Origin of the sequence: Streptomyces sp. F001, from assembly GCF_004187715.1 — a bacterium.
Classification (GTDB): domain Bacteria; phylum Actinomycetota; class Actinomycetes; order Streptomycetales; family Streptomycetaceae; genus Streptomyces; species Streptomyces flavusporus.
This window is the reverse complement of record NZ_QZWF01000002.1, coordinates 274,607-297,121: the sequence shown is the minus strand read 5'-3', so window position 1 is coordinate 297,121 and position 22,515 is coordinate 274,607. Positions and strand designations below refer to the sequence as shown.

At 70.8% G+C, this 22,515-nt stretch carries 19 protein-coding genes and 3 pseudogenes; 10 read left to right on the top strand and 12 right to left on the bottom strand.

Going from position 1 to position 22,515, the window contains the following annotated elements; genetic code table 11:
* Position 1 precedes the first annotated feature (1 nt).
* Genes StrepF001_RS09010 through StrepF001_RS08995 form a run of 4 tightly spaced genes read right to left on the bottom strand, consistent with a single transcriptional unit; the run spans position 2 to position 6,674 of the window.
* On the bottom strand, positions 2 to 1,210 hold the full coding sequence (locus StrepF001_RS09010; RefSeq protein WP_129797778.1) for an SGNH/GDSL hydrolase family protein: 1,209 nt from the start codon (positions 1,208 to 1,210) through the stop codon (positions 2 to 4).
* Positions 1,207 to 3,582, bottom strand: a complete 2,376-nt coding sequence (locus StrepF001_RS09005) for a glycoside hydrolase N-terminal domain-containing protein (RefSeq protein ID WP_129797777.1) — start codon at positions 3,580 to 3,582, stop codon at positions 1,207 to 1,209. Before StrepF001_RS09005 ends, StrepF001_RS09010 begins: the two co-directional genes overlap by 4 nt.
* A gap of 59 nt (positions 3,583 to 3,641) precedes the next feature.
* Entirely contained in the window at positions 3,642 to 5,453 is a 1,812-nt protein-coding gene (locus StrepF001_RS09000; protein WP_129797776.1) for a CBM35 domain-containing protein, read from the bottom strand.
* 24 nt (positions 5,454 to 5,477) lie between these two features.
* Positions 5,478 to 6,674, bottom strand: coding sequence for an ROK family transcriptional regulator (locus tag StrepF001_RS08995; protein WP_129797775.1), 1,197 nt, complete (start codon positions 6,672 to 6,674; stop codon positions 5,478 to 5,480).
* A gap of 213 nt (positions 6,675 to 6,887) precedes the next feature.
* On the opposite strand from StrepF001_RS08995, the pseudogene StrepF001_RS08990 reads away from it, so the two are divergent.
* The 7 genes and pseudogenes from StrepF001_RS08990 (at position 6,888) to StrepF001_RS08960 (ending at position 13,722) form a co-directional block, all read left to right on the top strand.
* Positions 6,888 to 8,191: pseudogene (locus StrepF001_RS08990) on the top strand (CAP domain-containing protein).
* Between the two features lie 64 nt (positions 8,192 to 8,255).
* On the top strand, positions 8,256 to 8,933 hold the full coding sequence (locus tag StrepF001_RS08985; protein ID WP_129797774.1) for an AIM24 family protein: 678 nt from the start codon (positions 8,256 to 8,258) through the stop codon (positions 8,931 to 8,933).
* A gap of 181 nt (positions 8,934 to 9,114) precedes the next feature.
* Positions 9,115 to 9,309 (top strand): annotated as a pseudogene (locus StrepF001_RS08980) (hypothetical protein); the annotation flags it as partial.
* A 215-nt stretch (positions 9,310 to 9,524) separates the two neighbouring features.
* Positions 9,525 to 10,484 (top strand): threonine/serine dehydratase, encoded by a 960-nt coding sequence (locus StrepF001_RS08975; protein ID WP_129797772.1) that lies wholly within the window; start codon positions 9,525 to 9,527, stop codon positions 10,482 to 10,484.
* Between the two features lie 110 nt (positions 10,485 to 10,594).
* A complete protein-coding gene (locus StrepF001_RS08970; protein WP_129797771.1) occupies positions 10,595 to 12,208 on the top strand; it encodes a serine/threonine-protein kinase in 1,614 nt (537 codons plus the stop codon).
* A gap of 41 nt (positions 12,209 to 12,249) precedes the next feature.
* Positions 12,250 to 13,221 carry an LLM class F420-dependent oxidoreductase gene (locus StrepF001_RS08965; protein ID WP_129797770.1) on the top strand — a complete coding sequence of 324 codons (972 nt, stop codon included), beginning with the start codon at positions 12,250 to 12,252 and terminating at the stop codon, positions 13,219 to 13,221.
* A 60-nt stretch (positions 13,222 to 13,281) separates the two neighbouring features.
* Positions 13,282 to 13,722 carry an SsgA family sporulation/cell division regulator gene (locus StrepF001_RS08960; protein WP_165396203.1) on the top strand — a complete coding sequence of 147 codons (441 nt, stop codon included), beginning with the start codon at positions 13,282 to 13,284 and terminating at the stop codon, positions 13,720 to 13,722.
* Positions 13,723 to 13,760: 38 nt separating this feature from the next.
* On the opposite strand, the gene StrepF001_RS08955 is transcribed toward StrepF001_RS08960, so the two are convergent.
* Both StrepF001_RS08955 and StrepF001_RS08950 read right to left on the bottom strand, forming a co-directional pair.
* Complete coding sequence (locus StrepF001_RS08955; RefSeq protein WP_129797768.1) at positions 13,761 to 14,258, bottom strand: DUF6328 family protein; 498 nt, start codon at positions 14,256 to 14,258, stop codon at positions 13,761 to 13,763.
* 113 nt (positions 14,259 to 14,371) lie between these two features.
* Complete coding sequence (locus StrepF001_RS08950) at positions 14,372 to 15,355, bottom strand: aldo/keto reductase (RefSeq protein ID WP_129797767.1); 984 nt, start codon at positions 15,353 to 15,355, stop codon at positions 14,372 to 14,374.
* Positions 15,356 to 15,455: 100 nt separating this feature from the next.
* Here StrepF001_RS08950 and StrepF001_RS08945 point away from each other — a divergent pair, with 100 nt between their 5' ends.
* Positions 15,456 to 15,941 (top strand): MarR family transcriptional regulator, encoded by a 486-nt coding sequence (locus StrepF001_RS08945; protein ID WP_129797766.1) that lies wholly within the window; start codon positions 15,456 to 15,458, stop codon positions 15,939 to 15,941.
* 54 nt (positions 15,942 to 15,995) lie between these two features.
* On the opposite strand, the gene StrepF001_RS08940 is transcribed toward StrepF001_RS08945, so the two are convergent.
* The gene (locus StrepF001_RS08940; RefSeq protein ID WP_129797765.1) at positions 15,996 to 16,646 is read right to left on the bottom strand and encodes an NAD(P)H-dependent oxidoreductase; all 651 of its coding nucleotides are present in this window, start codon (positions 16,644 to 16,646) and stop codon (positions 15,996 to 15,998) included.
* Between the two features lie 158 nt (positions 16,647 to 16,804).
* Here StrepF001_RS08940 and StrepF001_RS08935 point away from each other — a divergent pair, with 158 nt between their 5' ends.
* Both StrepF001_RS08935 and StrepF001_RS08930 read left to right on the top strand, forming a co-directional pair.
* Complete coding sequence (locus StrepF001_RS08935) at positions 16,805 to 17,473, top strand: nitroreductase (RefSeq protein WP_129797764.1); 669 nt, start codon at positions 16,805 to 16,807, stop codon at positions 17,471 to 17,473.
* A 64-nt stretch (positions 17,474 to 17,537) separates the two neighbouring features.
* Positions 17,538 to 17,840 (top strand): annotated as a pseudogene (locus StrepF001_RS08930) (LysR family transcriptional regulator); the annotation flags it as partial.
* A 33-nt stretch (positions 17,841 to 17,873) separates the two neighbouring features.
* Here the strand turns inward: StrepF001_RS08930 and StrepF001_RS08925 are convergent.
* The 5 genes from StrepF001_RS08925 to StrepF001_RS08905 form a co-directional block, all read right to left on the bottom strand.
* Positions 17,874 to 18,812, bottom strand: coding sequence for a hypothetical protein (locus StrepF001_RS08925; protein WP_129797763.1), 939 nt, complete (start codon positions 18,810 to 18,812; stop codon positions 17,874 to 17,876).
* Positions 18,809 to 19,297, bottom strand: a complete 489-nt coding sequence (locus StrepF001_RS08920; RefSeq protein WP_129797762.1) for a hypothetical protein — start codon at positions 19,295 to 19,297, stop codon at positions 18,809 to 18,811. The genes StrepF001_RS08925 and StrepF001_RS08920 overlap by 4 nt, the downstream gene beginning before the upstream one ends.
* Positions 19,298 to 19,300: 3 nt before the next feature.
* On the bottom strand, positions 19,301 to 20,524 hold the full coding sequence (locus tag StrepF001_RS08915; RefSeq protein WP_129797761.1) for a macrolide family glycosyltransferase: 1,224 nt from the start codon (positions 20,522 to 20,524) through the stop codon (positions 19,301 to 19,303).
* The gene (locus StrepF001_RS08910; RefSeq protein ID WP_240797338.1) at positions 20,521 to 21,489 is read right to left on the bottom strand and encodes a patatin-like phospholipase family protein; all 969 of its coding nucleotides are present in this window, start codon (positions 21,487 to 21,489) and stop codon (positions 20,521 to 20,523) included. Before StrepF001_RS08910 ends, StrepF001_RS08915 begins: the two co-directional genes overlap by 4 nt.
* Positions 21,490 to 21,802: 313 nt before the next feature.
* Positions 21,803 to 22,480 carry a ribonuclease H gene (locus StrepF001_RS08905; protein WP_129797759.1) on the bottom strand — a complete coding sequence of 226 codons (678 nt, stop codon included), beginning with the start codon at positions 22,478 to 22,480 and terminating at the stop codon, positions 21,803 to 21,805.
* Positions 22,481 to 22,515: the final 35 nt, after the last annotated feature.

Sequence of the window (22,515 nt, the reverse complement as noted above, 5' to 3'; positions counted from 1 at the left end):
ACTACCCGGACGCGCAGTCCAGGTTCTCGATGTCGACGGCGTCGGCGAGCGCCTGCATCCCCTTGTCGTTGGGGTGCAGATGGTCGCCGTTGTCGAAGAACGGAAGGATGCGCTCCGGGTCGTAGGGGTTGCGCAGGATGCGGTCGAAGTCGGTGACCGCGTCGAACTCCCCGCTGTTCCGGATGAAGGCGTTGACCTCCTGACGTACGGCTTCGGCGGCTGGATCCCATTCGTACCAGCCCTTGAAGGGCCCGACGGTGGCGCCGACGACACACTTGCCCGCCGCGTGCGCCCGGTCGAGGATCTCGCGGTAGCCGGCGATGAGATCCTCGGCGGTCACGCCGGTGTGGGCCTTGATGTCGTTGACGCCCTCGAAGAGGAACACGGTCCGGACGCCGGGGTGGGACAGGACGTCACGCTCCAGCCGGTTGAGGGCGCTCTGCCCGGCGCCGTCGGCCAGGACCTTGTTGCCGGAGATCCCTTCGTTGGCCACGCCCTTGACGGTCGTGCCGGACGCGGCCCGCAGTCGGCGGGCGAGATAGTCGGGCCAGCGGCGGTTCAGGTCGGTGCTGGACTGCCAGCCGTCCGTGATGGAGTCACCGAGCGCGACGACCGCGCCGGTCGAAGCGCTGGTGCGGACGGTGACGGCGTCGAGGTAGAACCAGGAGCCGACGGTGTCCGTCCAGTTGGCGGCGCCCTCCTCGGCGGTGTGGTCGCCCTGGGCCGCGTACGACGTCTGCATGGCCATCCAGTGACCGGTCGCCGGTCCCGCCGCGTCCGGACTGTGCAGGCTGATCACCAGGTCCGTCGCCGCGGGCAGCCGGCCGGGCAGCGGGTCGCTGTAGGCGGTGGCGCCCGCGGGGACGGTGACGGAGTGCGCGCCGTCGAAGGTCAGCCGCCGGTTGCTGCCGGGTACCAGCTCGGCGTCGGTCCGCCGCACACCGGCGTAGACGCTGTCGAAGGTCACCGGCCGGTCCCCGAAGGCGTTGGAGAGCCGGATGCGCAGGTCATGGCCGCCGACGCTGGTGCGTACGACGAGCCGGTAGCTGCGGTCGGGGGTCCCGTCGCCCATGCGGTCGGCACTGGCGCCCCAGGTGATGACGTCATGCCGGGTCGTCGCCGCCTGCGCCGCCGTCGGCGTGCCCTGGAGGGCAACGGCGACGGCCAGGACCGCGATCAGGCCGCCCGGTCGGGCGAACCGGACGGTCATCGGGCGAAGTCCCGCAGCGTGACGGACTCGCCGGGTTCGAGCGTGACCGTGCGGTGGACACCCGCGTACGCCACGGTCGTGGTCCGGCCGCCGACGCTGCGGATGCGGGCCGAGGCCGGTTTCCCGTCCCGCCAGTCGAGGTCCACGACGAAACCGCCGCGCGCGGCGACGCCCGTGACATGACCGGACGCGGCCCAGGCAGCGGGGAGGGCGGGGAGGAGTTCCAGGTGGCCGGGGCGGGAGTAGAGGAGCATCTCGATCATGGCGGCCGGGGTGCCGAAGTTGGCGTCGATCTGGAAGATGCCGCGGCCCTGTTCCACCTCGTAGATGTCGAAGAGGTTGAACGCGGTGCCGTTGCTGCCGTCGGTCGACGGGCGGAGGTTGTTGACGACGAGCTGGTAGGCCTTGTCCGCGTCCTTCAGACGGGCCCAGCACAGGCTGCGCCAGGCGTTCGCCCAGCCGAAGCTCTCCATGCCGCGGGCGGTGAGCTGGGCGGTGGCGCCGTCGACGATGTTCTTCGGGGTGGAGCCGTCGGGGCGGATGCGGTCACCGGGGAACAGCCCGACCAGTCCGGACAGGTGCCGGTGGGTCGTCTCGCCCAGGTTGTCCGGCGACATCCACTCCTCGAGCCAGCCCGTCTTCGGGCTCACCTGCGGCAGGTACAGCTTTCTGCGCAGGCCGGCGATCGTGTCGGCATAGCCGGTGTCCTTCTTCAACTCGGCGGACGCGGCACAGAAGTTGCCGAACAGCGCCCACACCAGCTCCTGGGCGTAGGTGATGCCCTTGGCGTCCTGCGGACCGTGCTCAGGCGACCAGTCACTGTCGTCGATCAGCACCTCCTCCGTGCTGCCGGGGAGCGTCGTGGTGAGCAGCCGCGCCTCCCAGAACTCGCAGGCGCCCTTGAGGAGCGGGTAGATCTTCGCCAGGTGCTCCCGCGACTGGGTGTACTCGTAGTGCTCGTACAAGCTGTTGCAGAGCCAGGCGTTGCCCGCCGGGTGCCACCACCAGCCGTTTCCGCCGTAGGGATTGGTGGAGAAGGCGACGGTCCAGCCGGCGATCTTGCCGGTGGAGTTGCGGTAGCGGTTGCGCGGGTCGTTGAACAGGCTCTGGGTGAGCTTCGTCCAGGACGGGAGCTGGGCGTGGCAGTAGTCCGTGAACGCGTCGAAGCACTGGGACAGGGCCGTGCGGTCGGCCATCCAGTAGTTCATCTGGATATTGACGTCCGTGTGGTAGTCGCCCATCCAGTCCGGGTCGTTGCCGTCCAGCCACAGGCCCTGGAGGCCCAGAGGCAGGCTGCCGCGGGAGCCGGAGATCATCAGGTAGCGGCCGAACTGGAGGTAGGCGGCTTCCAGTTCGGGGTCGGGCACTCCGTCGCGGGCGCGTGCCTTGAGGCGTTCCCAGGTGTCCAGCTCGCGCTGTGCGGCCGTGGAGGTGCCGAGCGAGAGGCCGAGCTGCTCGTAGAGGGCGCGGTAGTCGGCGACGTGCGTGCGCAGCAGGGTGTCCGCCGAGTGCTCGGCCGCGTTGCGGACCTTCGTGCGGGCCAGCTGCTCGGGGTCGAGGGACGGGTTGCGGTAGTTCGCCGCTGCGTCGGGGACGTAGTTGGTGCCGCCGCTGACCACCACGGTGAGCTTCTTGCACCCGGAGAAGTCGATCCGTGTGCCGTTGACGGCGACCTTGCCGCCGGTGCCGTACGCCTTGACAGCGGCGCCGTAGCGCAGCCCGTTGGCCAGGGACGCCCCGAACGACTCGGCCTGCGAGGACTTTTCGCCGTGGGTGCCGCCGAGGGTGACGGAGCCGGTGTACCGGCCGCCGCCACTCTGCGTGAAGTGCAGGACGATCACGTCGTCGGGCAGGCTGGCGTAGATCTGCCGGCTGTAGGTGACGCCGGAACGGACGTAGGAACTGGTGACCAGGCCCTGGGAGAGGTCGAGGGTACGGCGGTAGCCGGAGACGGCGGACAGGTCGTGGTCGGGGATGTCGACGGTGAGCCTGGCGAGCAGGGTGAAGGAGCCGAAGTCGGCGCGGCCGTAGGGGAACTGGCCGTCAGCGTCCAGGGTGTCGTTGAGGCCGCCGGTCCACATGGTGGCGTCGGTGATGAGCAGCAGTTCACGGCCGGGGTCATTGCTCGCGAGGGCGCCGATGCGGCCGTTGCCGACCGGCAGGCCCTGTTCGATGAGCGAGCTCTCGTCGCCGGGGGCCTGCCACCACAGTTCGCTGCGGGCCGAACCGGCCAGGAGCGGCGAAGTGGTGGGGCGCTGCGGGGCTGCGGAGGCGGTGAAGGCGGGCAAGGAGCCGAGGACGGCGGCGAGCGAGCCCGTCGTGGCGAGGGAGAGCAGGGTTCTTCTGCTGGGGTCGGGAGAGCGGCGGTTCATGTGCGGCTCCGGAAAATGTCGGGGGGCCCGGCGCAGGGCCGGGCCCCCGGGGGGGAGGGTCAGGAGGAGGACTTCGGTACGTCGATCCGGTCGATGTCCGGCGCGTAGCCCGGACCGCTGCTGTCGAAGGTGATCGTGTTGGTGCCCGCCTTGAGCGTCACGGGTACGTAGACGCTGTTCGCCGTTCCCCAGTCGCCGGTGGACGGGAACTTGTGACGGGTGGCGCCGCCGCCGTTGGCGGAGATGTCGGCCGAGCGGGAGTCACCGCTGATGTAGCTGACCTTGACCTGGTAGGTGCCGGCCTTGGGGACGACGACGTCGTTGACGGTGAGCTTGCCGCCGCCGTAGAGGTTGCCGACCTTGCGGCCGTCGGAGCAGGCGGAGCAGTCGGCGAGCGAGGCGTTGCCGCTCAGGGTGTTGGCCGAGGCCTCGGCCTCGTAGGCGGTGGAGGTCAGGGCGGTGCCGCGCGGGGTGACGGTGAACAGGCGGGAGCCGTGGGCGGGCAGCGCCTGAGTGATCTTGTTCGTGTAGGTGCCGAGGTTCTCCTTGTTCCACAGGTCGCGCACCGAGGCCTTGCCGGTGAAGCCGAGGGTGGCCCAGTTCGCGCTCACCGCGGCCGGGGAGTCGGCCAGGTTGAACAGTGCGACCGTGTACGTCCCGTCGGGGTTCTTCGCCGCCCACACCTGCTGCGGGTCGGACGGGGTGACCGGCTCGGCGGGCGGGGTGTCGCCCTGGTTGATCGCGATGACCTCGCGGTTGGTCAGCAGGGAGAGGCCGTAGGAGTCCAGCTTGGTGATGTCGTCGCCGGTGTAGAGCGGGGACTTGGCGATGGCCCAGAGGGTGGCGTAGCTCTGCCGCTCGGCCTTGGTGAGGCCGTCCATCTCACCGTTGCCGACGTCGAGCGAGTCGAGGTCGTTCCAGCCGCCGGGGCCGGCGTGGTCGGTCCAGGCCGGGGCGTCGTACCAGCGGTCGACGACCGAGTTCTCCCAGCTGACCAGGGTGTTGCAGTAGCACTCGACGTCGGTGTCGATACGCCAGCCGTTGGAGTACTTCTTCCAGTCCCCGACGTGCCCGTAGTCCAGGGACCAGGACAGCTCCAGGTGGATCGGGCGGCCGGCGGTGGCGATGGCCTTCTGCCAGGCGGCCACGTCGGCGACGTTGTTGTACTGGTCACCGGACTTGAAGGAACCGGGGCCGACGCCGTCCAGCTTCAGGAAGTCGTAGCCCCAGTCGGCGAACATCTGCGCCTGGGAGTCGATGTACTTCTGCGCGCAGGGATCGGAGAAGTCGATCTTGTATGCGCTGTCCCAGCCGTTGGTGGTCCGCAGATCGTCGTAGACGATGTCGCCGGTGGTACAGCCCTCGGCGTTCCAGATCGGCGTCCTGCCGTCGTTGTACGCCCCCTTCTCCAGGCCGACCGGGAGGTAGATGCCGGCCTTGAGGCCCTTGGAGTGGATGCGGTCGGCGACGGCCTTCATGCCGCTCGGGAAGCGCTCCGGGTCGGCCTTCTGGCGGCCGTACTCGTCGTAGTTCTGCTTCCACGACCAGTCCATCCACCAGCCGGCGTCGATGTTGACGTACTCGTAGCCGTACGGCTTGAGCTTCTTGGCGAGGGCGTCGGCCTGCTTCAGGACGTTCGCCTCGGTGAGGTAGCTGTAGTCGCCGTCCGGGTTGAGGCCCGGGTACTTCGACGACTGCATGCTCCAACTGGACCAGCCCATGTAGGGCTTGGCCGCGAGGGACGGTGGTGCTTCGGTCCCGGCGGACGCCTGGGCCGCCGGTGCCGCCGTCGCGAAGCCGGCGGTGAGGGCCAGCACCACCACGGCTCTCAGACCGCGTACGGGCAGGACGGAGTACGAGGATGACCGCATGGGTCGTGCCTCCTGGGGGTCGGTTCAGCTGCGGGTGGGGTAGGGCTGGTTCCGGTCCGTGGTGATGAAGCTCTGGATGGCGGTGGCCGCGGCGCCGCGGGCCCACTCCTCGAAGGGCAGCGGGCGGGTCCGTACGTCGCACCGGGCGGCGGAGCCGAACGCGGCCGCGGCGAAGGTGTCGCGGATCTGCTCGGCGAACAGGTCGTAGGCGGCCAGCCCCTCACCGGAGATGATCACCAGCTCGGGTCCGAGGAGGTTGGCCACCGTGGCGATGCCGCGGCCGATCGCCTTCCCCGCGCGCGCGTACACCGCGCGTGCCCCGGCATCGCCGCGATGGGCGAGGGCCAGTGCCTGCGCCGAGTCGGCGACCTGAACACCCGTCGCCTCCCTGATCCCGGCGAGGATCGCCGTGTCCCCCGCGATCGCCTCCACGCATCCCCGGTTGCCGCAGTGGCACGGCGGGCCTGCCGGGTCGACGGCCACATGGCCGATCTCACCGGCCACACCGTGCGCCCCGGCGACCACCTGACCGTGCACGACCAGGCCGCAGCCGATGCCCGCGCCGACGGTCACCACGGCGAAGTCCGACAGCCCCACTCCGGCCCCGAACCACTGCTCGGCGACGGTCAGGGCACGTACGTCGTTGTCGACGGTGACCGGCAACCCGGTCGTCATGGCGGCGAGTTCGGCGAGCGGCACGTCCCGCCACTCCAGGAAGGGCGAGTAGCGGACGGCCCCAGCGGCACGGTCGACGTCACCGGAGACGGCGAGGCCGAGGCCGAGGACCGGCACCCCGAAGCCGTCCGCCTCGGTGAGCAGTTCCCGTACCAGGTCCGCGATCGCCGCCAGTACCGGCTCGAGGTCACGGTCGGGCAGCGGCACGTGCCGGGCGACGCGGATGCGGCAGCACAGGTCCGTGAGGACGCCGATGAGTTCGTCGCCGGTCACCTTGACGCCGATGAACAGGGCCCGACCGCCTTCCACCCGTACCGGGTTCGCGGGCCGGCCGAGCGCGCGACGGGCCTCTTCGTCCGTGTCCTCAACCAGGTATCCGGCCTCGATCAGCGGCCGGACCGCCTTGGTCACCGCCGCCGCGGACAGCCCGGTCCGCTCGGCCATCTCCGAGCGGGTGAGAGGACCGTGGGACAGAACGGTGGTGAAGATCTGCGAAGCGGCGGGCGTGGCGGCCGGGAACGTCTCGGCGGGGGAGGTCGAGCGCATGGCCGAGAACCTAGGTGCCTTATTTTCTACTGTCAATGAAAGAAGCAGAACTCGTCGAAGTGTCAGCGAAGAGAGCATTTTCTCTTCACATGTGAGGCAAAATCAGCGGCGAATCGCCGTATCAACGGTAGCCAGCCTTCCGGGAACCGCCGTCCGACGATGGACGTTGTCCGAGCAACCCCACCAGACCTCGGCCTACAACAGGGCGGCACCATGAGCGAGTTGGTCCCCGGGGACAATCTGCCCCTTCCGGGCGGCGCCCTGACCGTGCGGGTTCCCGGTCCCTTCGACGTGTCCGCGCTCATCACGGACGACGGCGGCAAGGTCCGGGGCGACGGCGACTTCGTCTTCTACAACCAGCCGGCCGCCCCGGGAGCCCGGCTGCGCGGCGACACGCTCACCGTCGATCCGCCGCGACTGCGCGCCGGGGCCACCCGGGTCACCGTGGTCGTCAGCCCCGCCGACCCCGGCACCGAGCTGGGCCGACTGCCCGCCCCCACGCTGTACGTCACGGATCCGTCCGGCCGCACGCTGGCCCGGTTCGCTCCTTCGCGCCCCGGCCAGGAGACCGTCCTGCTGCTCGCCGAGATATACCGCCGCGGTGCGGGCTGGAAGCTGCGAGCGCTCGGGCAGGGGTACTCCGACGGACTGGCGGGCCTGGCCCGCGACTTCGGTGTCGACGTGCTGGACGACACGCCGCCCTGCCCCGCACCACCCTCCGGCCCGGCGCGCGACGCCCCCGACCCGGACGGATTCCTCGGCCTGGTCAACTCCGCCCGTGCGCGCGCCGGTTCCCTCCCGTCTCCCCGGACCCCCGCCTGACCACCGCGGCCCGTGCACACGCCGCGGCCATGGCGGCGGCGGGACGGCTCGGCGTGGAGAGCCGGGACGGCGTCTCGGTCCACCAGCGCGTCACCGCCGCCGGATACACGTACATCACCGTCGGCGAGCATCTCGTCTCCGGACCACGCACGCCGGCGGAGTTCGTGGACTACTGCCTGCGCACGGACGGACCCAGCCGCACGCTGCACGACCCGGCCTTCCTCCACACCGGCCTGGCGTACGTGCGCGGCGGCCGCTCCGGGGACACGTACTGGACCGCCCTGTGGGCCAGGCCCCTCACCCCGGCCGATCTGACCCGCACGGCGGCCGAGGTCGTCGAGCTCACCAACCGTGAACGCACCCGGGCCGGTCTGCCGCCGCTGGCCGTCGACCCCGTGCTGAGCACGGCCGCACAAGCGCACAGCGCGGACATGGTGGCCCGGGACTTCTACTCCCACACCGCGCCCGACGGGAGCCAGCCCTGGGACCGGGCCGCCGCCGCGGGGTCCACCCGGCGCTCGATCGGCGAGAACATCGCCTGCGGTCAGCGCTCCCCCGCCGAAGTCGTGACCGGCTGGATGAACAGCCCCGGCCATCGCGCCAACATCCTCAAGCCCGGCTTCACCCACATCGGGATCGGCTTCGCCGGCGGCGGCCGCGCGGGGACGTACTGGACCCAGCTCTTCGGCGCATGACGACACACCACCCCGACCGGCCCGCGACCTTGGCGAAACCACATCCTCCGGACAGGATGCCCCCATGAAGGGTGACCTCTTTTCCAGCGAGCACATGGTGCAGCCGGCCACGGCGCCGGGCATGACCGTCGAGAACGCCAAGTGCATCAGATACGCCGTCGACAGCGAGATGCTCGCCCGCCAGGGCGCGATGATCGCCTACCGCGGCAACCTCGCGTTCGAGCGCAAGGGCCAGGGGGTGGGCGGCATGCTCAAGCGTGCGGTCACCGGCGAGGGGCTGCCCCTCATGGCGGTGCGCGGACAGGGCGAGGCCTGGTTCGCGCACGAGGCGCAGAACTGCTTCGTCGTCGAGGTCGAGCCCGGCGACGAGTTCACCGTCAACGGCCGCAACGTCCTGTGCTTCGACGCCTCGTTGGCGTACCGGATCGCCACGGTGAAGGGCGCAGGGATCACCGGCGGCGGCCTGTTCAACAGCGTCTTCACGGGGCACGGCAGGCTCGGGCTGGTGTGTGACGGCAACCCGCTGGTCATCCCGGTCTCGGCGCAGTACCCGGTGCACGTCGACACGGATGCGGTGGTCGGCTGGTCCGCGGGGCTGCAGACCTCGCTGCACCGTTCCCAGTCCATCGGCTCGATGCTGCGCGGCGGCTCCGGGGAGGCCGTCCAGCTGATGCTGCAGGGCGAGGGGTACGTCGTGGTGCGACCGAGCGAAGCGACACCGCCCAAGGCGCAGCAGCACTGAGCGCCACTGACGTGATCTGTACCTCACGGGCAACCTCGCCGCACGCGCCCACGTCTTGACCCACAGCAGGTGAGGCCCTGGCCCTCCCCGGGGGCCAGGGCTTCTTTCCAAGGCGCTATACACGCCATGTATACATACAGTGTAGAGATGGTGTGTACAGCCGTGACGGCGAAGGGCATCCATGTACGGCAAGGCAGTCGCCCCGGAGTATCAGGGCGCACTCACCACTCTGTCCGTGAACTCCTCACTGGTCGACGTACTGGCCACCGGCACCGAGCAGTTGAGGGCCGCGGAACGGGCCGGGGAGCCGGGCGAGGCGGCCGCGCTGACCGACGAGGCGGGCGGCCGTACCGCGGCGCTGGCCGAGGCGCACCGGCACATCGCCGCAGCCGACGCGGCCCTCACGGGCGTACCGCTTCAGGCGCGGGCCGTCGCCGAGCTGCGGGCGTTGCTGGACTTCCTGGTGCGGCGCGATCTGTAGCGGGAGCCGTCCGGTCACCGAAACCGTGTTGACCAGCGGCCCCGCCCGCGTCAGTGTTCAGAACGGCGCGGCCCCACCACCGACGCTGCCGCGCCGGAAGGGTGAGTTCCTTGATCGGCATCTCGGACATCGAAGCCGCCGCCGAGCGGATCGCCGGACATGTCATTCACACCCCCACGGTGCCGAGCCCCGGCCTGTCCGGACTGCTCGGCGTCCCGGTGACCGCGAAGCTGGAACTCCTGCAACGCACCGGCTCCTTCAAGGCGCGCGGGGCGGCGGCCAAGCTGCTGTCGCTGAGCGAGGCCGAGCGGGCCGCCGGCGTCGTGGCGGTCAGCGGCGGCAACCACGGGATCGCCCTCGCGGTCATGGCCGCCGCCCTCGACGTGAAGGCGACGGTGGTCATGCCGCGCTCGGCGCCCGCACGGGCGGTCGAGATCGCCCGCGACACCGGTGCGACGGTGCGCCTGACCGACGACATGGGCGGTGCGTTCAGCCTCGTGACCGAGCTGCGGGACGAGGGCCTGACACTGGTGCACCCCTTCGACGACCCCGTGGTCGTCGCCGGACAGGGCACGGTGGGGCTGGAGCTCGCCGACGACGCGGGCGAGATCACCGACGTGCTGGTCAGCATCGGGGGCGGCGGGCTGATCGCCGGCGTGGCCGCGGCCCTGCGCGCTCGCCGCCCCGAGGTGCGGATCTGGGGCGTGGAGACCGAGGGCGCCGAGGCCATGTCCGAGGCGCTCGGGGCGGGCGGCCCGGTACCGGTCGCGCTGTCGTCGATCTCGACCACGCTCAGCGCTCCGTCGGTGTCGCAGCTGACGTACGACCATGTGTCCGCCCTGGTCAGCGACGTCCTCGTGGTTCCCGACCGGGACGCCGTACGGGGCTGTCTGGACCTCGCCGAACACGCCAAGGTGTGGACGGAGCCTGCCGCCGGCTGTCTGCTGCCCGCCGCCCGCCGGGTCGTGGAACGGATCGGCGACGGCTGCCGGCTCGGTCTGGTGGTGTGCGGGGGCAATGCGTCGACCGCCGACGTGATGACCTGGGCGGGCCGCTTCGGCGTTCTTTGACGGATCGTCAAAAGTTCGGGCTCGCCCGAATATGCGCCCGCCGCGTTGAACGCCTGCCGTCGCGCCCCGCGTACCAGTGGCAAAGGTGACAGCCAGGCGTTCAGCGAGGGATGACCATGGGCAAGGCGTACGTCTCGGCACACGAGTTGGTCGCCGGAAGGTACCGGCTCCTCGATGCCGTCCACCGCGAGACAAACCGGGTCTGCTGGTACGGGGAGGACGTCGAGGCCGGGCGGCCCTGTCTGGTGACGCAGGTCGGGCTGCCGGGCGAGCACGGCGGGGAGAGCGCACGCCGGACGGTCGGCCGCATCATGCGCACATCGGAGACGATGGGGCGGCTGTGCCCCGGCCGGGTCGCGCCCGTCGTCGACGCCGTGGAGGAGGCGGGCACGCTGTGGACGGTCACCGAGTGGGTGGGCGGCACACCGCTCGGTGAACTCCTCACCGAGCAGGGCCCGTTCAACTATGTGCGGGCGGCGCGGATCGGGCTGGAGCTGCTCGATGTGCTGGAGGCGGCGCACGGTCAGGGCATCACGCATGGCGAGCTGAGCCCCGGCCAGGTGTTCGTCCGCGAGGAGGGCCCGGTCGTCGTGGCCGGATTCGGACTGGCCGGCGCGACGCTGGCACCGCGGCTCGCCGCACCCTCGTACGCCTCCCCCGAGCAGGCCCGTGACGAGCGGATCGGCCCGGCAGCCGATCTGTGGGCGCTCGGCGCGATCCTCTACACCATGGTCGAGGGGCGCCCGCCGTTCCGGGACCGGGACCAGCCCGAGGCCACGCTGAAGGGCGTGGACCGGCTCCCGCTGCGCTCACCGCAGCGCGCCGGACCCCTCACCCAGGTCGTGCAGGGACTGCTGCGCAAGGACTCCCGGGAGCGGCTGACCCGGCCGGTGGTGCGCGAGGCCCTCACCCGAGTGGTGAACGAGGACCCCGACGCGGCCCTGCCGGCCGCGCCGACGCCCCGGCTGCGCCGCGCGTACGCCGCCGCCTGGCATGCCACCGGACCGGGGTGGAGCAGACGAACCATGATCGCCGGGACGGCGCTCGCCGTCGTCACCGTCGCCGTCGCCGTCCTCGCGGTGACCCGCGACCTGCCCGACGACGACACCTCCGCGTCCGCGGCACAGCCCAGTCCCCCCGTCTCCGCCGCGCCCTCGCAGACGGACCGCCCGTCCGCGCCGTCGACACCGACGCCGCCCCCGACCCCGACGGCACCGCCCACCACCGCGACCCCGTCGGCCCCGGCGACGGCCCTCCCGCATGGTTTCCGCCGTTACGACTCGCCCGAGGGCTTCTCCATCGCCCTCCCGGACGGCTGGCAGCCGCTGCGCACCAGCCGCGTGTCCGATCTGGCGTACCGCGTGGTCCTCGGCGCGCCGGACGACCCGCGCACGCTCGCCGTGACCTACAGCGAACGCGTCGGCGACGACCCGGTCGCGGTCTGGCGCGACGACGTCGAACCGGACCTGAAGCAGCAGGCCGACGACTACCGGCGGGTCGGCGAGATCCAGGCGACGACCTACCAGGGGCGCGCGGCCGCCGACATGCAGTGGGTCGTCGAGGCCGACGGCACTGTGGTGCGCACCTTCGGACGCGGCTTCCTCATCGGAGGCGGCCGCGGCTACTCGCTGCGCTGGACCACGCCCGCCGACGACTGGGAGGACTCCGAGAACCAGCAGGCCCTGGACACCTTCCTGCGGACCTTTCGGACGCCCTCGGAGTGAGCCCCCCGTTTCTGCCGGCCCGACGCGGAAACCCGCCCTTCATGGTGCAAATCGGATACACGATGATGACCGAACAGGCCGACCCCCGTGAGCTCGTCGACCATGTGGTGCGCGCCGAGGAGGCGGGCTTCGACTTCTCGGTGACCTCGGACCACTACTTTCCGTGGCTGCGCTCACAGGGGCACTCCCCGTACGCGTGGAGCGTGCTGGGCGCGGCGGCGCAGGCGACGTCCCGCATCCCGCTGATGACGTACGTGACGTGCCCGACCTTCCGCTACCACCCGGCGGTGGTCGCGCAGAAGGCGGCGACCGTGCAGCTGTTGTCGCAGGGGCGGTTCCGGCTCGGCCTCGGGTCGGGTGAGAACCTCAACGAGCATGTGGTGGGCGGCGGTTGGCCGTCCGTGGACGTGCGGCACGAGATGCTGGAGGAGGCGGTCCACATCATCCGGGAGCTCTTCGCGGGCGGCCATGTGACCCATCGCGGCACGCACTTCGACGTGGAGTCGGCCCGGCTCTGGGACCTGCCCGACGAGCTGCCGCCCATCGGCATCGCCGTCTCCGGGGAACGTTCCTGCGCGCTGGCCGGCCGACTCGCCGACCTGGTCATCGCGACGGAACCGAAACCGGGGCTGCTGGACGCCTTCGACCGGCACGGCGGTGCGGGCAAGCCGCGCGTGGGCCAGTTGCCCGTCTGCTACGACCCCGTCCGCGACACCGCGGTCAAGCGGGCGCATGCGCAGTTCCGCTGGTTCGGCAGCGGCTGGAAGGTGAACGCGGAGCTGCCGCACCCGGACTCCTTCGAGTCGGCCACCCAGTTCGTCACACCGGACGACGTCGTCGACTCGATCCCCTGCGGTGACGACCCGGAGGACTTCGTCGCAGCCGTACGCCCGTACGCCGAGGCCGGGTTCACCGAGATCGCCCTGGTGCAGATCGGCGGCGAGTCGCAGCCGGACTACCTGGACTGGTCGGCGAAGACCCTGCTGCCCGCACTGCGCGACGCCCTTGACTGAGCATCACGCGTACAACGGGGTACCAGGGCTCTCTACGACCGCTCTCCTCGGAGGCCCCTCGTGAACCCCTACGTGCACAGGACTCTGGTCATGCAACTGCAGGCGGGTGCCACGGACCGCTTCCCCGTGCTCGCCCACCTGAGCTACGACGCGGACGACCCGTTCGCCGTCACCGTGGTGTTCAGTCACGACGGCCGGGTGCTCGCCCGGTGGCGGCTGGACCGGGAGATGCTCCAGGACGGGCTGCGCCGGCCGGTCGGAACGGGCGACGTGCGGTTCCGACCGGTGTCGACGGGGGCGTGGGCGGAACTGCGCATGGAGTTCTTCGGCGCCGCCCGGCCGGACGGCGGACAGCATCACGCGGTGGTGTTCGCCTGGGCCCCGGCGGTCGAGGCGTTCCTGCGCCGGACCCATGACGTGGTCGCGCCCGGTCAGGAGCGCTTCCGCGTCGACGACTTCCTGGCGGAGGTCATCGCCGAGGCGGAGCGGGGCGGCGGCTGAGCAGCCCCGGTCGGTCGGTGCCACCGCCTCGCTGTCCGTCACCGGCTCGTATGGTGGTGCCGCGTCCACATCGGCAGGGCGTACCAGCACAGCAGGTACCACACGAGCACGCCGGTGACCAGCCACGGCACATAGGGGTTGTGGGTCGCCACCCTCAGGATGAGCAGCAGCGAGCAGGTCATGGTGGCGAGCAGCAGGACCAGCCCCACGAAGGTCAGCCGGGACGCCCACGTCACCGCCTGCGGTTTCACCCTTCGGCCGGAAACAAGGCGGTGCAGGGAGACCGGTCCGATCAGTGCGCCGGTCGCTGCGGCGCCCAGGACGACGGTCACGATGTAGATCGTCTGGTCCGTGTCCTCCAGGGTCCGGTACGTGGGAGTGAACACGACGGTGAGCAGAAAGCCGAACAGAATCTGCACGCCCATCTGCGCAACGCGCACCTCCTGGATGAGCTCCCCCCACATGCGGTCGGCTCTCTCCTCCTCGGTCTCGTCGCGCCCCCTGGGCCTGCTCTGACTGTCTTCTGTGATCGACACTGTTCCTCCCGGTGCGAACGACCGGCGTCCTTCGCACCCGGGTTCCCCGTTCGCGCAAGAAGTGTCCGGGCAACCGACGGCCTGCCGTGCGGTCACCCGGCCCCGGACGGCAGTTACCAGCGACCCTCCACCTGGTCCTTGATCCGCCGGTCGTAGAGGTCCTGGATCGCGGTGAGCGTGGCGTCGGGCAGGGCGGGCAGCCTGGCGGCGGCCGCGTTGGCGCGGGCCTGCTCCGGTGAGCGGGCCCCGGGGATCACCGTGGTCACGCCGGGCTGCTGGACGATCCAGCGCAGCGCCAGTTGGGCCGGGGTGTACCCGTCGGGGGCGAGGGCCGCGAACTCGGCGGCGGCCTCGACGCCGGTGGTGTAGTCGACGCCGGAGAAGGTCTCGCCCTGGTCGAAGGACTCGCCGTGCCGGTTGAAGGTGCGGTGGTCGTTCTCGGGGAAGACGGTGTCCTTGGTGTACTTGCCCGACAGCAGGCCCGAGGCCAGCGGCACCCGGGCGATGATGCCGACGCCGGCCTCGCGGGCGGCCGGGAGCACCTCGCGCAGGGGCTTCATGCGGAACGGGTTGAGGATGATCTGCACGCTCGCCACGTTCGGGCGGGCGATCGCGGTCAGTGCCTCGGCGCAGGTTTCCACGCTGACGCCGTACGCGGCGATGCGCTCCTCCTCGACGAGGGTGTCCAGGGCGTCGAAGACCTCGTCCGAGGAGTAGACGGGGGTGGGCGGGCAGTGCAGCTGGACCAGGTCGATGCGGTCGATGCCGAGGTTGCGCCGGGACCGGTCGTTCCAGGCGCGGAAGTTGTCCAGGACGTAGTTCTCGGGGATCTGGTCGACGCGGCGGCCCATCTTGGTCGCGACCAGCACATGCAGATCCGGCCGGCTGCTCAGGAACGTGGCGATGGTCTGCTCGCTGCGTCCGTCGCCGTAGACGTCGGCGGTGTCGAAGAAGGTCACTCCCGACTCCGCCGCGGCCTCCAGCACTGCGAGGGCTTCCTTGTCGTCGACATCGCCCCAGTCGGCACCCAACTGCCAGGTGCCGAGGCCGACGACGGACGCATGCTGACCCGGCCTGCCGAATTCACGTTCATCCATGGCGTCAGTCTGTCACCCGGCACGCCCGCGCAGCTGACGTAGCCGCACTTGGTTTCAAACGAGACCGTATCGAATGAATGGACGGCTGTAGCGTGACCTCATGACCGCCGACGTTCCTCACCGAACCACCGCCTCGCGTGCGACCGACCGCCCCGGGGACGAATCGCCTTTCGCGCTCGGCTTGCTGCTGCGCCGGGCGCACTGGCGCGCGGTCACGGTGATGACGGAGGCACTCCGGCCGCTCGGCATCGAGTTGCGGCATTTCGCCGTGCTGATCGAGCTGGTCAACCACGGCCCCACGGTGCAGCGGGACCTGGCGACGGCGACAGGGTCGGACAAGGCGGGAATCATGCGGGTCGTGGACGACCTGGAGCGCAAAGGGCTGGCCGTACGCAAGACCGTTCCCGGGGACCGGCGGGTGCGGGCGGTGGAGATCACGCCTCAGGGACGCGAGCTTTTCGATGCAGCTCATGTGGCGGCGGAGCCGCTGGCCGAGCGTCTGGTTGCCGAACTGGGGCCAGGTGAGTCCGAGCAGCTGACGGATCTGCTGACCCGGTTCGCCCATCCCGCGGGCGGTGAGGCGTAGGCGCGCCCACGCGACGGTTGCCCGCCGCGTGGGCGCGCCTGTGCCTCATGGGGCTCAGGCGGCGAGACGCTCTGCGAGCTCCTTGGCCTTGGCGGCCGCGTCCTCGAAGGCGCGCTTGCGGGAGGCCTCGTAGAGGGGGACCAGTTCGGACATGGCCGGGGTGCGGGGGGCCAGGGTGAGTTCCGGGACGATGAAGTCGACATCCAGGCCGAGCATGCCCTTGAGGACGGCCTCGAGGTAGTTCTGCACGTACTCGTAGGGCTCCTTCGGCGTGCCGGGCGCGTAGGAGCCGCCGCGGCTGGCGACGACGGTGACCGGGGTGCCCTGGGCGGAGGGGTTCTCGCCCGAGGTGCGGCCGACCATGATCACGTTGTCCAGCCACGCCTTGAGGGTCGACGGGATCGAGTAGTTGTACATGGGAGCGCCGATCAGGACGGCGTCCGCCTGCTCCAGCTCCTCGATGAGCTGCACGCGTGCGGCGAACGCAGCGGACTGCTCCGGGGTGCGCTCGGACGGGGCGGCGAAACCGGCGGACCAGGCACCGGCGGTGATGTGCGGGACAGGGTCGGCAGCGAGGTCGCGGTAGATCACCGCGCCCGCCGGGTGCTGCTCCTCCCAGGCCTTGCGGAAGGCATCCGCGACGGATCGGGACGAGGACGCCTCGCCAGGGAACACGGACGAGTCGATGTGCAGCAGTGTGGTCATGGGCTTTCTCCAAAGAGCGGTACCCGAGGCGGGGAACCAAGGGCTGGGGATCCATACTCGACAATAGTTAAACATGAGACGGTATTGCATGATACTATCTCAAATGAAACTGAGAAGAAGGGGAGGGGGCGCGTTGAGCAGATGGGAGTTAGGCGATCATGGACATCTATGAGGCGGTCACCAGCCGACGGGCAGTGCGCGGATTCACCGACCGGCCTGTCCCGAGGGAGGCGCTGGAGCGCGTGCTGTCAGCCGCGGCCTGGGCACCGTCCGCATCGAACATCCAGCCGTGGCACGCCTACGTGCTGACCGACGCGCCCCTGGCCGAACTCAAGAAGCACGCCGGCGAGCGCCTGGTCGCAGGCGACCCCTGGGACGAGCCGGAGTACGAGCAGTACCCGCCCACACTGAAGTCCCCCTACGGCGAGCGCCGATCCGCCTTCGGCGCGCAGCGCTACGGCGCACTCGGTATTGCGCGCGAGGACCTGGATGCGCGCCAGAGGGCCGCTGCCGCGAACTGGGACTGTTTCGGCGCACCCGCCGCCCTGTTCTGCTACATCGACCGCGACATGGGCCCGGCCCAATGGTCCGACGTCGGCATGTATCTGCAGACCGTCATGCTGCTGCTCCGCGCCGAAGGGCTGCACAGTTGCCCGCAGATGGCGTGGGCGAAGTATCACAGGACCGTCGCGGAGGTCCTGTCACCCCCGGACGAGCTCCTCCTCTTCTGTGGCATGTCGATCGGGTTCGAGGACGTCACGGTGGACTACGCCCGTACGGGCCGGGCGCCGCTCGACGAGACGGTCACGTTCGTCGGTGGTTACTGACACCGCCCACCCTCAGCCGATCGAGCGCCGTTTCCTGCTGCGCCCACACAGTGGTTCATACGCCACCGCCGACGGCGGCACCGTCCGGTTGCCCACCACGCCGATCCAGCCGATCGCAGCCAAGGACGTGGCGGGCGCGGTGGCGGAGGTCGCCGCGGGCGCCCGCTGAACGGCATGCGCACCATCGCCGGCCCGGAGAACTTCTCCGTGGACGAGCTGGGCCGGATCACCCTGTCCCGCAAGGGCGACAACCGTACCGTCGTCACCGCCCCCACCGCCGGCAGGTTCGCCGTCGTCAGAGGTGAGCGTCCTTACCGACAAGGACGCTCACCTCACTCCCACCCGCTACGCCGACCGGCTCTCCTGACTCGCTCGCGCCCTCCTGATCCTTTGGTTCGCCTCACTGCAACGGCTCGTCCGTTGCCGCGGTCGCGCCGTGGCGGGCGCGGATGAGCGCGATCACGGTGTCGGTGGTGCGGTCGAGGTAGCTGCGGCCGTCGGGCAGCCGGGCCTCCGGGCTGATGTAGCTGCGCGGCCCGAGGTGGGTGGCCGGGTCGAGCCGATGCACGGTGACCTTCCCGGCGCGGCGGGCGCGGTTCCATCCGCTGCGGCGGAACAGTCGCCACCGCTGAGGGAACATCCAGGTGCCGACCCGCTCGATCCGGTCGCTCGCACTGGTGAGTTGGTGCACGTGCTCGGCTTGCGTGACGTCGTTGGCGCCGTTGTGGAACCCACCGAGTGTGATCACCATGAGCGGGGAGCGCAGCTGGGTGTGCAGTTCCCTGACCGCGCCCGTGGCGACCTGGGCGCCGCCGCTGTAGCTGAGCAGCACCACCGGGATACCGCTGTCGGGCTGGTAGCCGGCGAGCCGGAGCTGCGTGGCGATCTGGGAGCCGACGGCCCGGTTGTACAGGGGGCGGTAGCGGTGGTCGGCGGCGACGAAGATCTGCATGACGTTGTGCAGAAACAGCAGCAGCCCGATGTGATGGCGCAGCCACGCCCACACCGGCCGATCGGCGAGCGGGTCGGCGAGCGGCGAGTAGGGCTGCACCTGACCCAGCACCCGCAGCTCCGGTGCTCCGGCGATCACGGCCTTGACCAGCTGGCCGCCGTCCCGGGTGTCGCGGAAGCGGCGTTTGCCGATGCCGTCCAGGTAGACCAGGTAGGCATCCGGGGGACTGTCAGGGGCCGCACCCCGGGCATAGGGCACACCCTCCGGGAGCTCGGTGAGAGGAGCCCGCCAGCCGGCGCTGTAGGCCAGGACCTCGTAGCGGGCCAGCAGTCCTTCGGCGAGCAGAACCGGCCCCAGCGCGCAGACCCAGAGCAAGAAATCGTTCATGTGATCGTCTCCGGTACCCGGGCCGCACTGATCCGCACGACGAGACGGCGAACGCCCTCTACAGCAACACCGAGACCGGCCCCGGCGACGGCCACGCAACCGGCGGCACCCCACCAACCGAGCCCGGTCGCCGCCCCGAGCGGGCCGGCCAGACCGGCCCCGACACCCACAACGAGCAGCAGGTGGAGCAGGGGCCCGAGCAACGGGAAGGCGAGGACGGCAGCGAGCACCAGGGGGGCGACCAGGCTCGGCGTCCACTCCAACCCGGTGCCTGGCGGTGGGGAGGACAGCACCAGCTCGGCCAGGGTCCACGCGGTCAGCGGCCACAGCGCGAACACGGCACCCTCGACGAGGCCGGCGGGCAGCAGCAACCCGGCCACCAACGTCCGGGACATGCCAGGCCGGCGCGCTACCAGCGGCAGGATGCGTCCGGCAGCCTCCGACAGCCCGGCGAACAGCAGCAGGAAAACGACGACGGGTGACATCACTCAGCCTCGCTGTGGCGGATCGACGGGAGCCGGCTGACCGACCGAGCCGGCCGCCTGCAGATACCGCTCGAGTTCGTCGGCGGCGCGCTGGTATCCCCCCGCCTCGTGCTGGGCGGCCTTCAGGGTGGCCCCGGCTGCCCGGAACCGGGGGTCGTCGAGCAGGCGCCGGGCGAGGGCACGCACGGAGCGCTCGGTGACGTCCTGGGTACGGATCGACAGGCCGGCGTCGAGCTCGACGACGCGTCGGGCCACCATCGGCTGGTCGGCGCCCTGCGGGACCACCAGCATGGGAACCCCGGCGTACATGGCCTCGTTGACGCTGTTCATCCCGCCATGGGTGACGAACAGCGCCGCGCGGGCCAGCACCTCCGGTTGCGGCACGAAGCGGCGGGTGAGCACGTTGGCCGGCAACGGCCCCAGTGCCTCGGGATCCGTCTGCCCGGTGGAAACGATCACGGTGCCGCCCAGCGGGGCGAGCGCGGTGGCGAAACTGCGCAGCACCTGCGGGTCGGCGTTGAACACCGTGCCCAACGAGGCGTACAGCACCGGGTCCTCAAGCCGGTCGGCCGGGAAGGAGGGGTCGACCGGTCGGGCGCCGATGCTCGGGCCGACGAACCGGTAGGACTGGTCGAAGTCCTCGGCGGCAGGCTGGAACGCCCCCGAGGTGTAGACCAGATTGAGCGGCTGGCGGATGTTCAACAAATCGAGCAGTGGCAGCCCACGTGTGTCGAAGCGGCGGTGCAGCTCCCAGCGCGACCGCAGGTAGCCCTGGAGGGTGCGGGGCCGGGCCGCAGCCGCGGCCAACAGGTCCCAGGAGCCGCGGGTGGGACTGGGCACGTGCCGGTTGAACGCAAACATGGTGAACGACGACGCCGCCGGTACCCCGAGTTCGCGGGCGGCGACCGCGCCCCACAGACAGGAGCTGTCGTGGACGATCAGGTCGGGCCGGACGCGGCGCAGGTCGGCGAGCACCGCGGGCAGCAGGCGGACGGTGGTGCGTGCGAGTCCCTCCATCAGCGTGATCGGCGTCGGCGGATCGGGGAGCGGCTGGTCACCCCCGGGGTAGAGGCACACGGTCGCGCCGGCGTCCTCGATCTCCGCACGGAACGCGGGTGAGGTGTGGTACGTGACGGTGTGGCCGCGCCGGACGAGCTCGGCCACGACCGGCAGCGTCGGGTTGATGTGCCCGTGCATGCCGATGTTGAGGAACGCGATGGCACTCACAGGCCAGCCTCCGATATGGAAGAAGTCGACGTATCGCCCGGGCCGGCGGGTGTCGCCGAAGGGCCGTGGAGCCGGTACAGGCCCGGCCCACTGATGCGCAGCCCGTCGAGAAAGCGCCCCGCCGTGAGCTCCGCGGTGCTGATCAGCCGCTGGGAATGCCCGAAGTCCCACGGGGCGGGCCAGGCCTCGATACCGGTGGGCAGCACGACGGTCGGGATGTGCTGGGACACCTCGTGCAGGTCACGCTCGATCTGATGGTGCAACAGCAACAGTCCGGCCCTGGCGGCGATCGCACCGGCACGTCGGCGCGGGACGACCGGGCTCAGCTCCGAACTCTCCGGCCCGGTCGACAGCACCACCACGCTGGCCGCCCCGGCCTGCTGGGCCGCCAGTACCGGGACATAGGCGATCACCCCGCCGTCGACAAGCGTCCGGCCCTCACGATCCACCGGGGGCAGGATCCCGGGAATGGCTGTGCTGGCCAGCAACGCAGACTCGAGGTCTCCCTCATCGAGCAGCGCCGGAGCGCCGGTGACCAGGTCCATGGCCACCGCGGTGAACGGGACCGCCAGCTCCTCGATCCGCGACGGCAGCCCAGCCCGGGCGATCAGTCGGCGCAGGCCGCGATCGGTGAAGACGCTGGCCCGTGAGTACAGGTAGCCGAGCGGATACACCTCACGGCGACGCAACTGGGTCCACACGTTGTCCAGCCATGGCGCGGCCCTGTCGGGGTGGGCGGCCGCGATGGCCCCGTTGAGGGCACCCACCGAGGTTCCGATGATCATGTCCGGCTGGAACCCGCGCTGCTCCAGCGCGTACCCGACACCGACATGCGTCGCGCCGAACACGCCACCGGCGCCCACCACCGCGGCCACGGGACGGGGAAGGGCGCGCAAGCCCACCGATGCCGGGTCCTCGGGCAGCCGGCTCGATGACTGGGGAGGCGTCCCCTTGTCGCGCGTCACGGTTCGAGGCCTCTCATGGCCACGACCACTCGCCGAGTGGCCCCCGCTGAAGCCACAGCGCGCCCATGAGACTGGCCCCCGACCGGTACCCCTCATGATGATCGACCTTTCTCACCACGGCACTGAACGGATTGATCCGTAAATATGACCGGGCGGCCACCCGATCTGTGACACCGCAAACGAAGATCAACGACACAGGCCCTGGCGGCCCTGGCGAAATCCGGTGCATTCGCCGGCGCCCAAAAGGGCGCGGGGGACCGCGCGACCAGGTCCCACCGGCCTCAGTTCAAGCACCGCACTTCCGGCGGAGCGCTCAGGCGTCGACCGCCCGGCACTCCGGGTGGCCCCAGCCCTGGGCGTTCTTGGCGATGGGGTCGCCGGTCGCGTAGGGGCGGCCGCAGACGCAGCGGCCCGGGAACCTGGCCTTGATCGTGCGGGCGGAGCCGGAGCGTGGCTTGGCCGTCGCGGACCGGCGGCGCGGCGCGGTCGGCGGGACGTCCGGCGCGGGCGGCGGCTCCGGTGAGCCGAGGCCGCTGCCCGCGGGCTCCTGCACGGTCGCCGCCTGGCTGGCGGCGCGGTCGGCGAAGTCGTTCAGCGGGTCGCCGTCGACCTGGTGGGCGGGCACGTAGCGGAACTCGACCGAGCGGCCGTCGAGCAGCTCGTCGATGCGCACCACCAGGTCCTGGTTGGCGACCGGCTTGCCGGCGGAGGTCTTCCAGCCGTTGCGCTTCCAGCCGGGCAGCCAGGTGGTGACGGCCTTCATGGCGTACTGCGAGTCCATCCGGATCTCGAGCGGCACTCCGGGATCGATCGCCGCCAACAGCCGCTCCAGAGCGGTGAGTTCGGCGACGTTGTTGGTGGCCCTGCCGAGCGGCCCCGCCTCCCAGCGGGTCGGGGTCTCGCTCTCGTCGGCGACGACCCAGGCCCAGCCCGCCGGTCCGGGATTTCCCTTCGAAGCCCCGTCGCACGCGGCCACCACTCGTTCACCCATGGTCCGATCATGCCATGTACGGGCCGGGCGCCCGG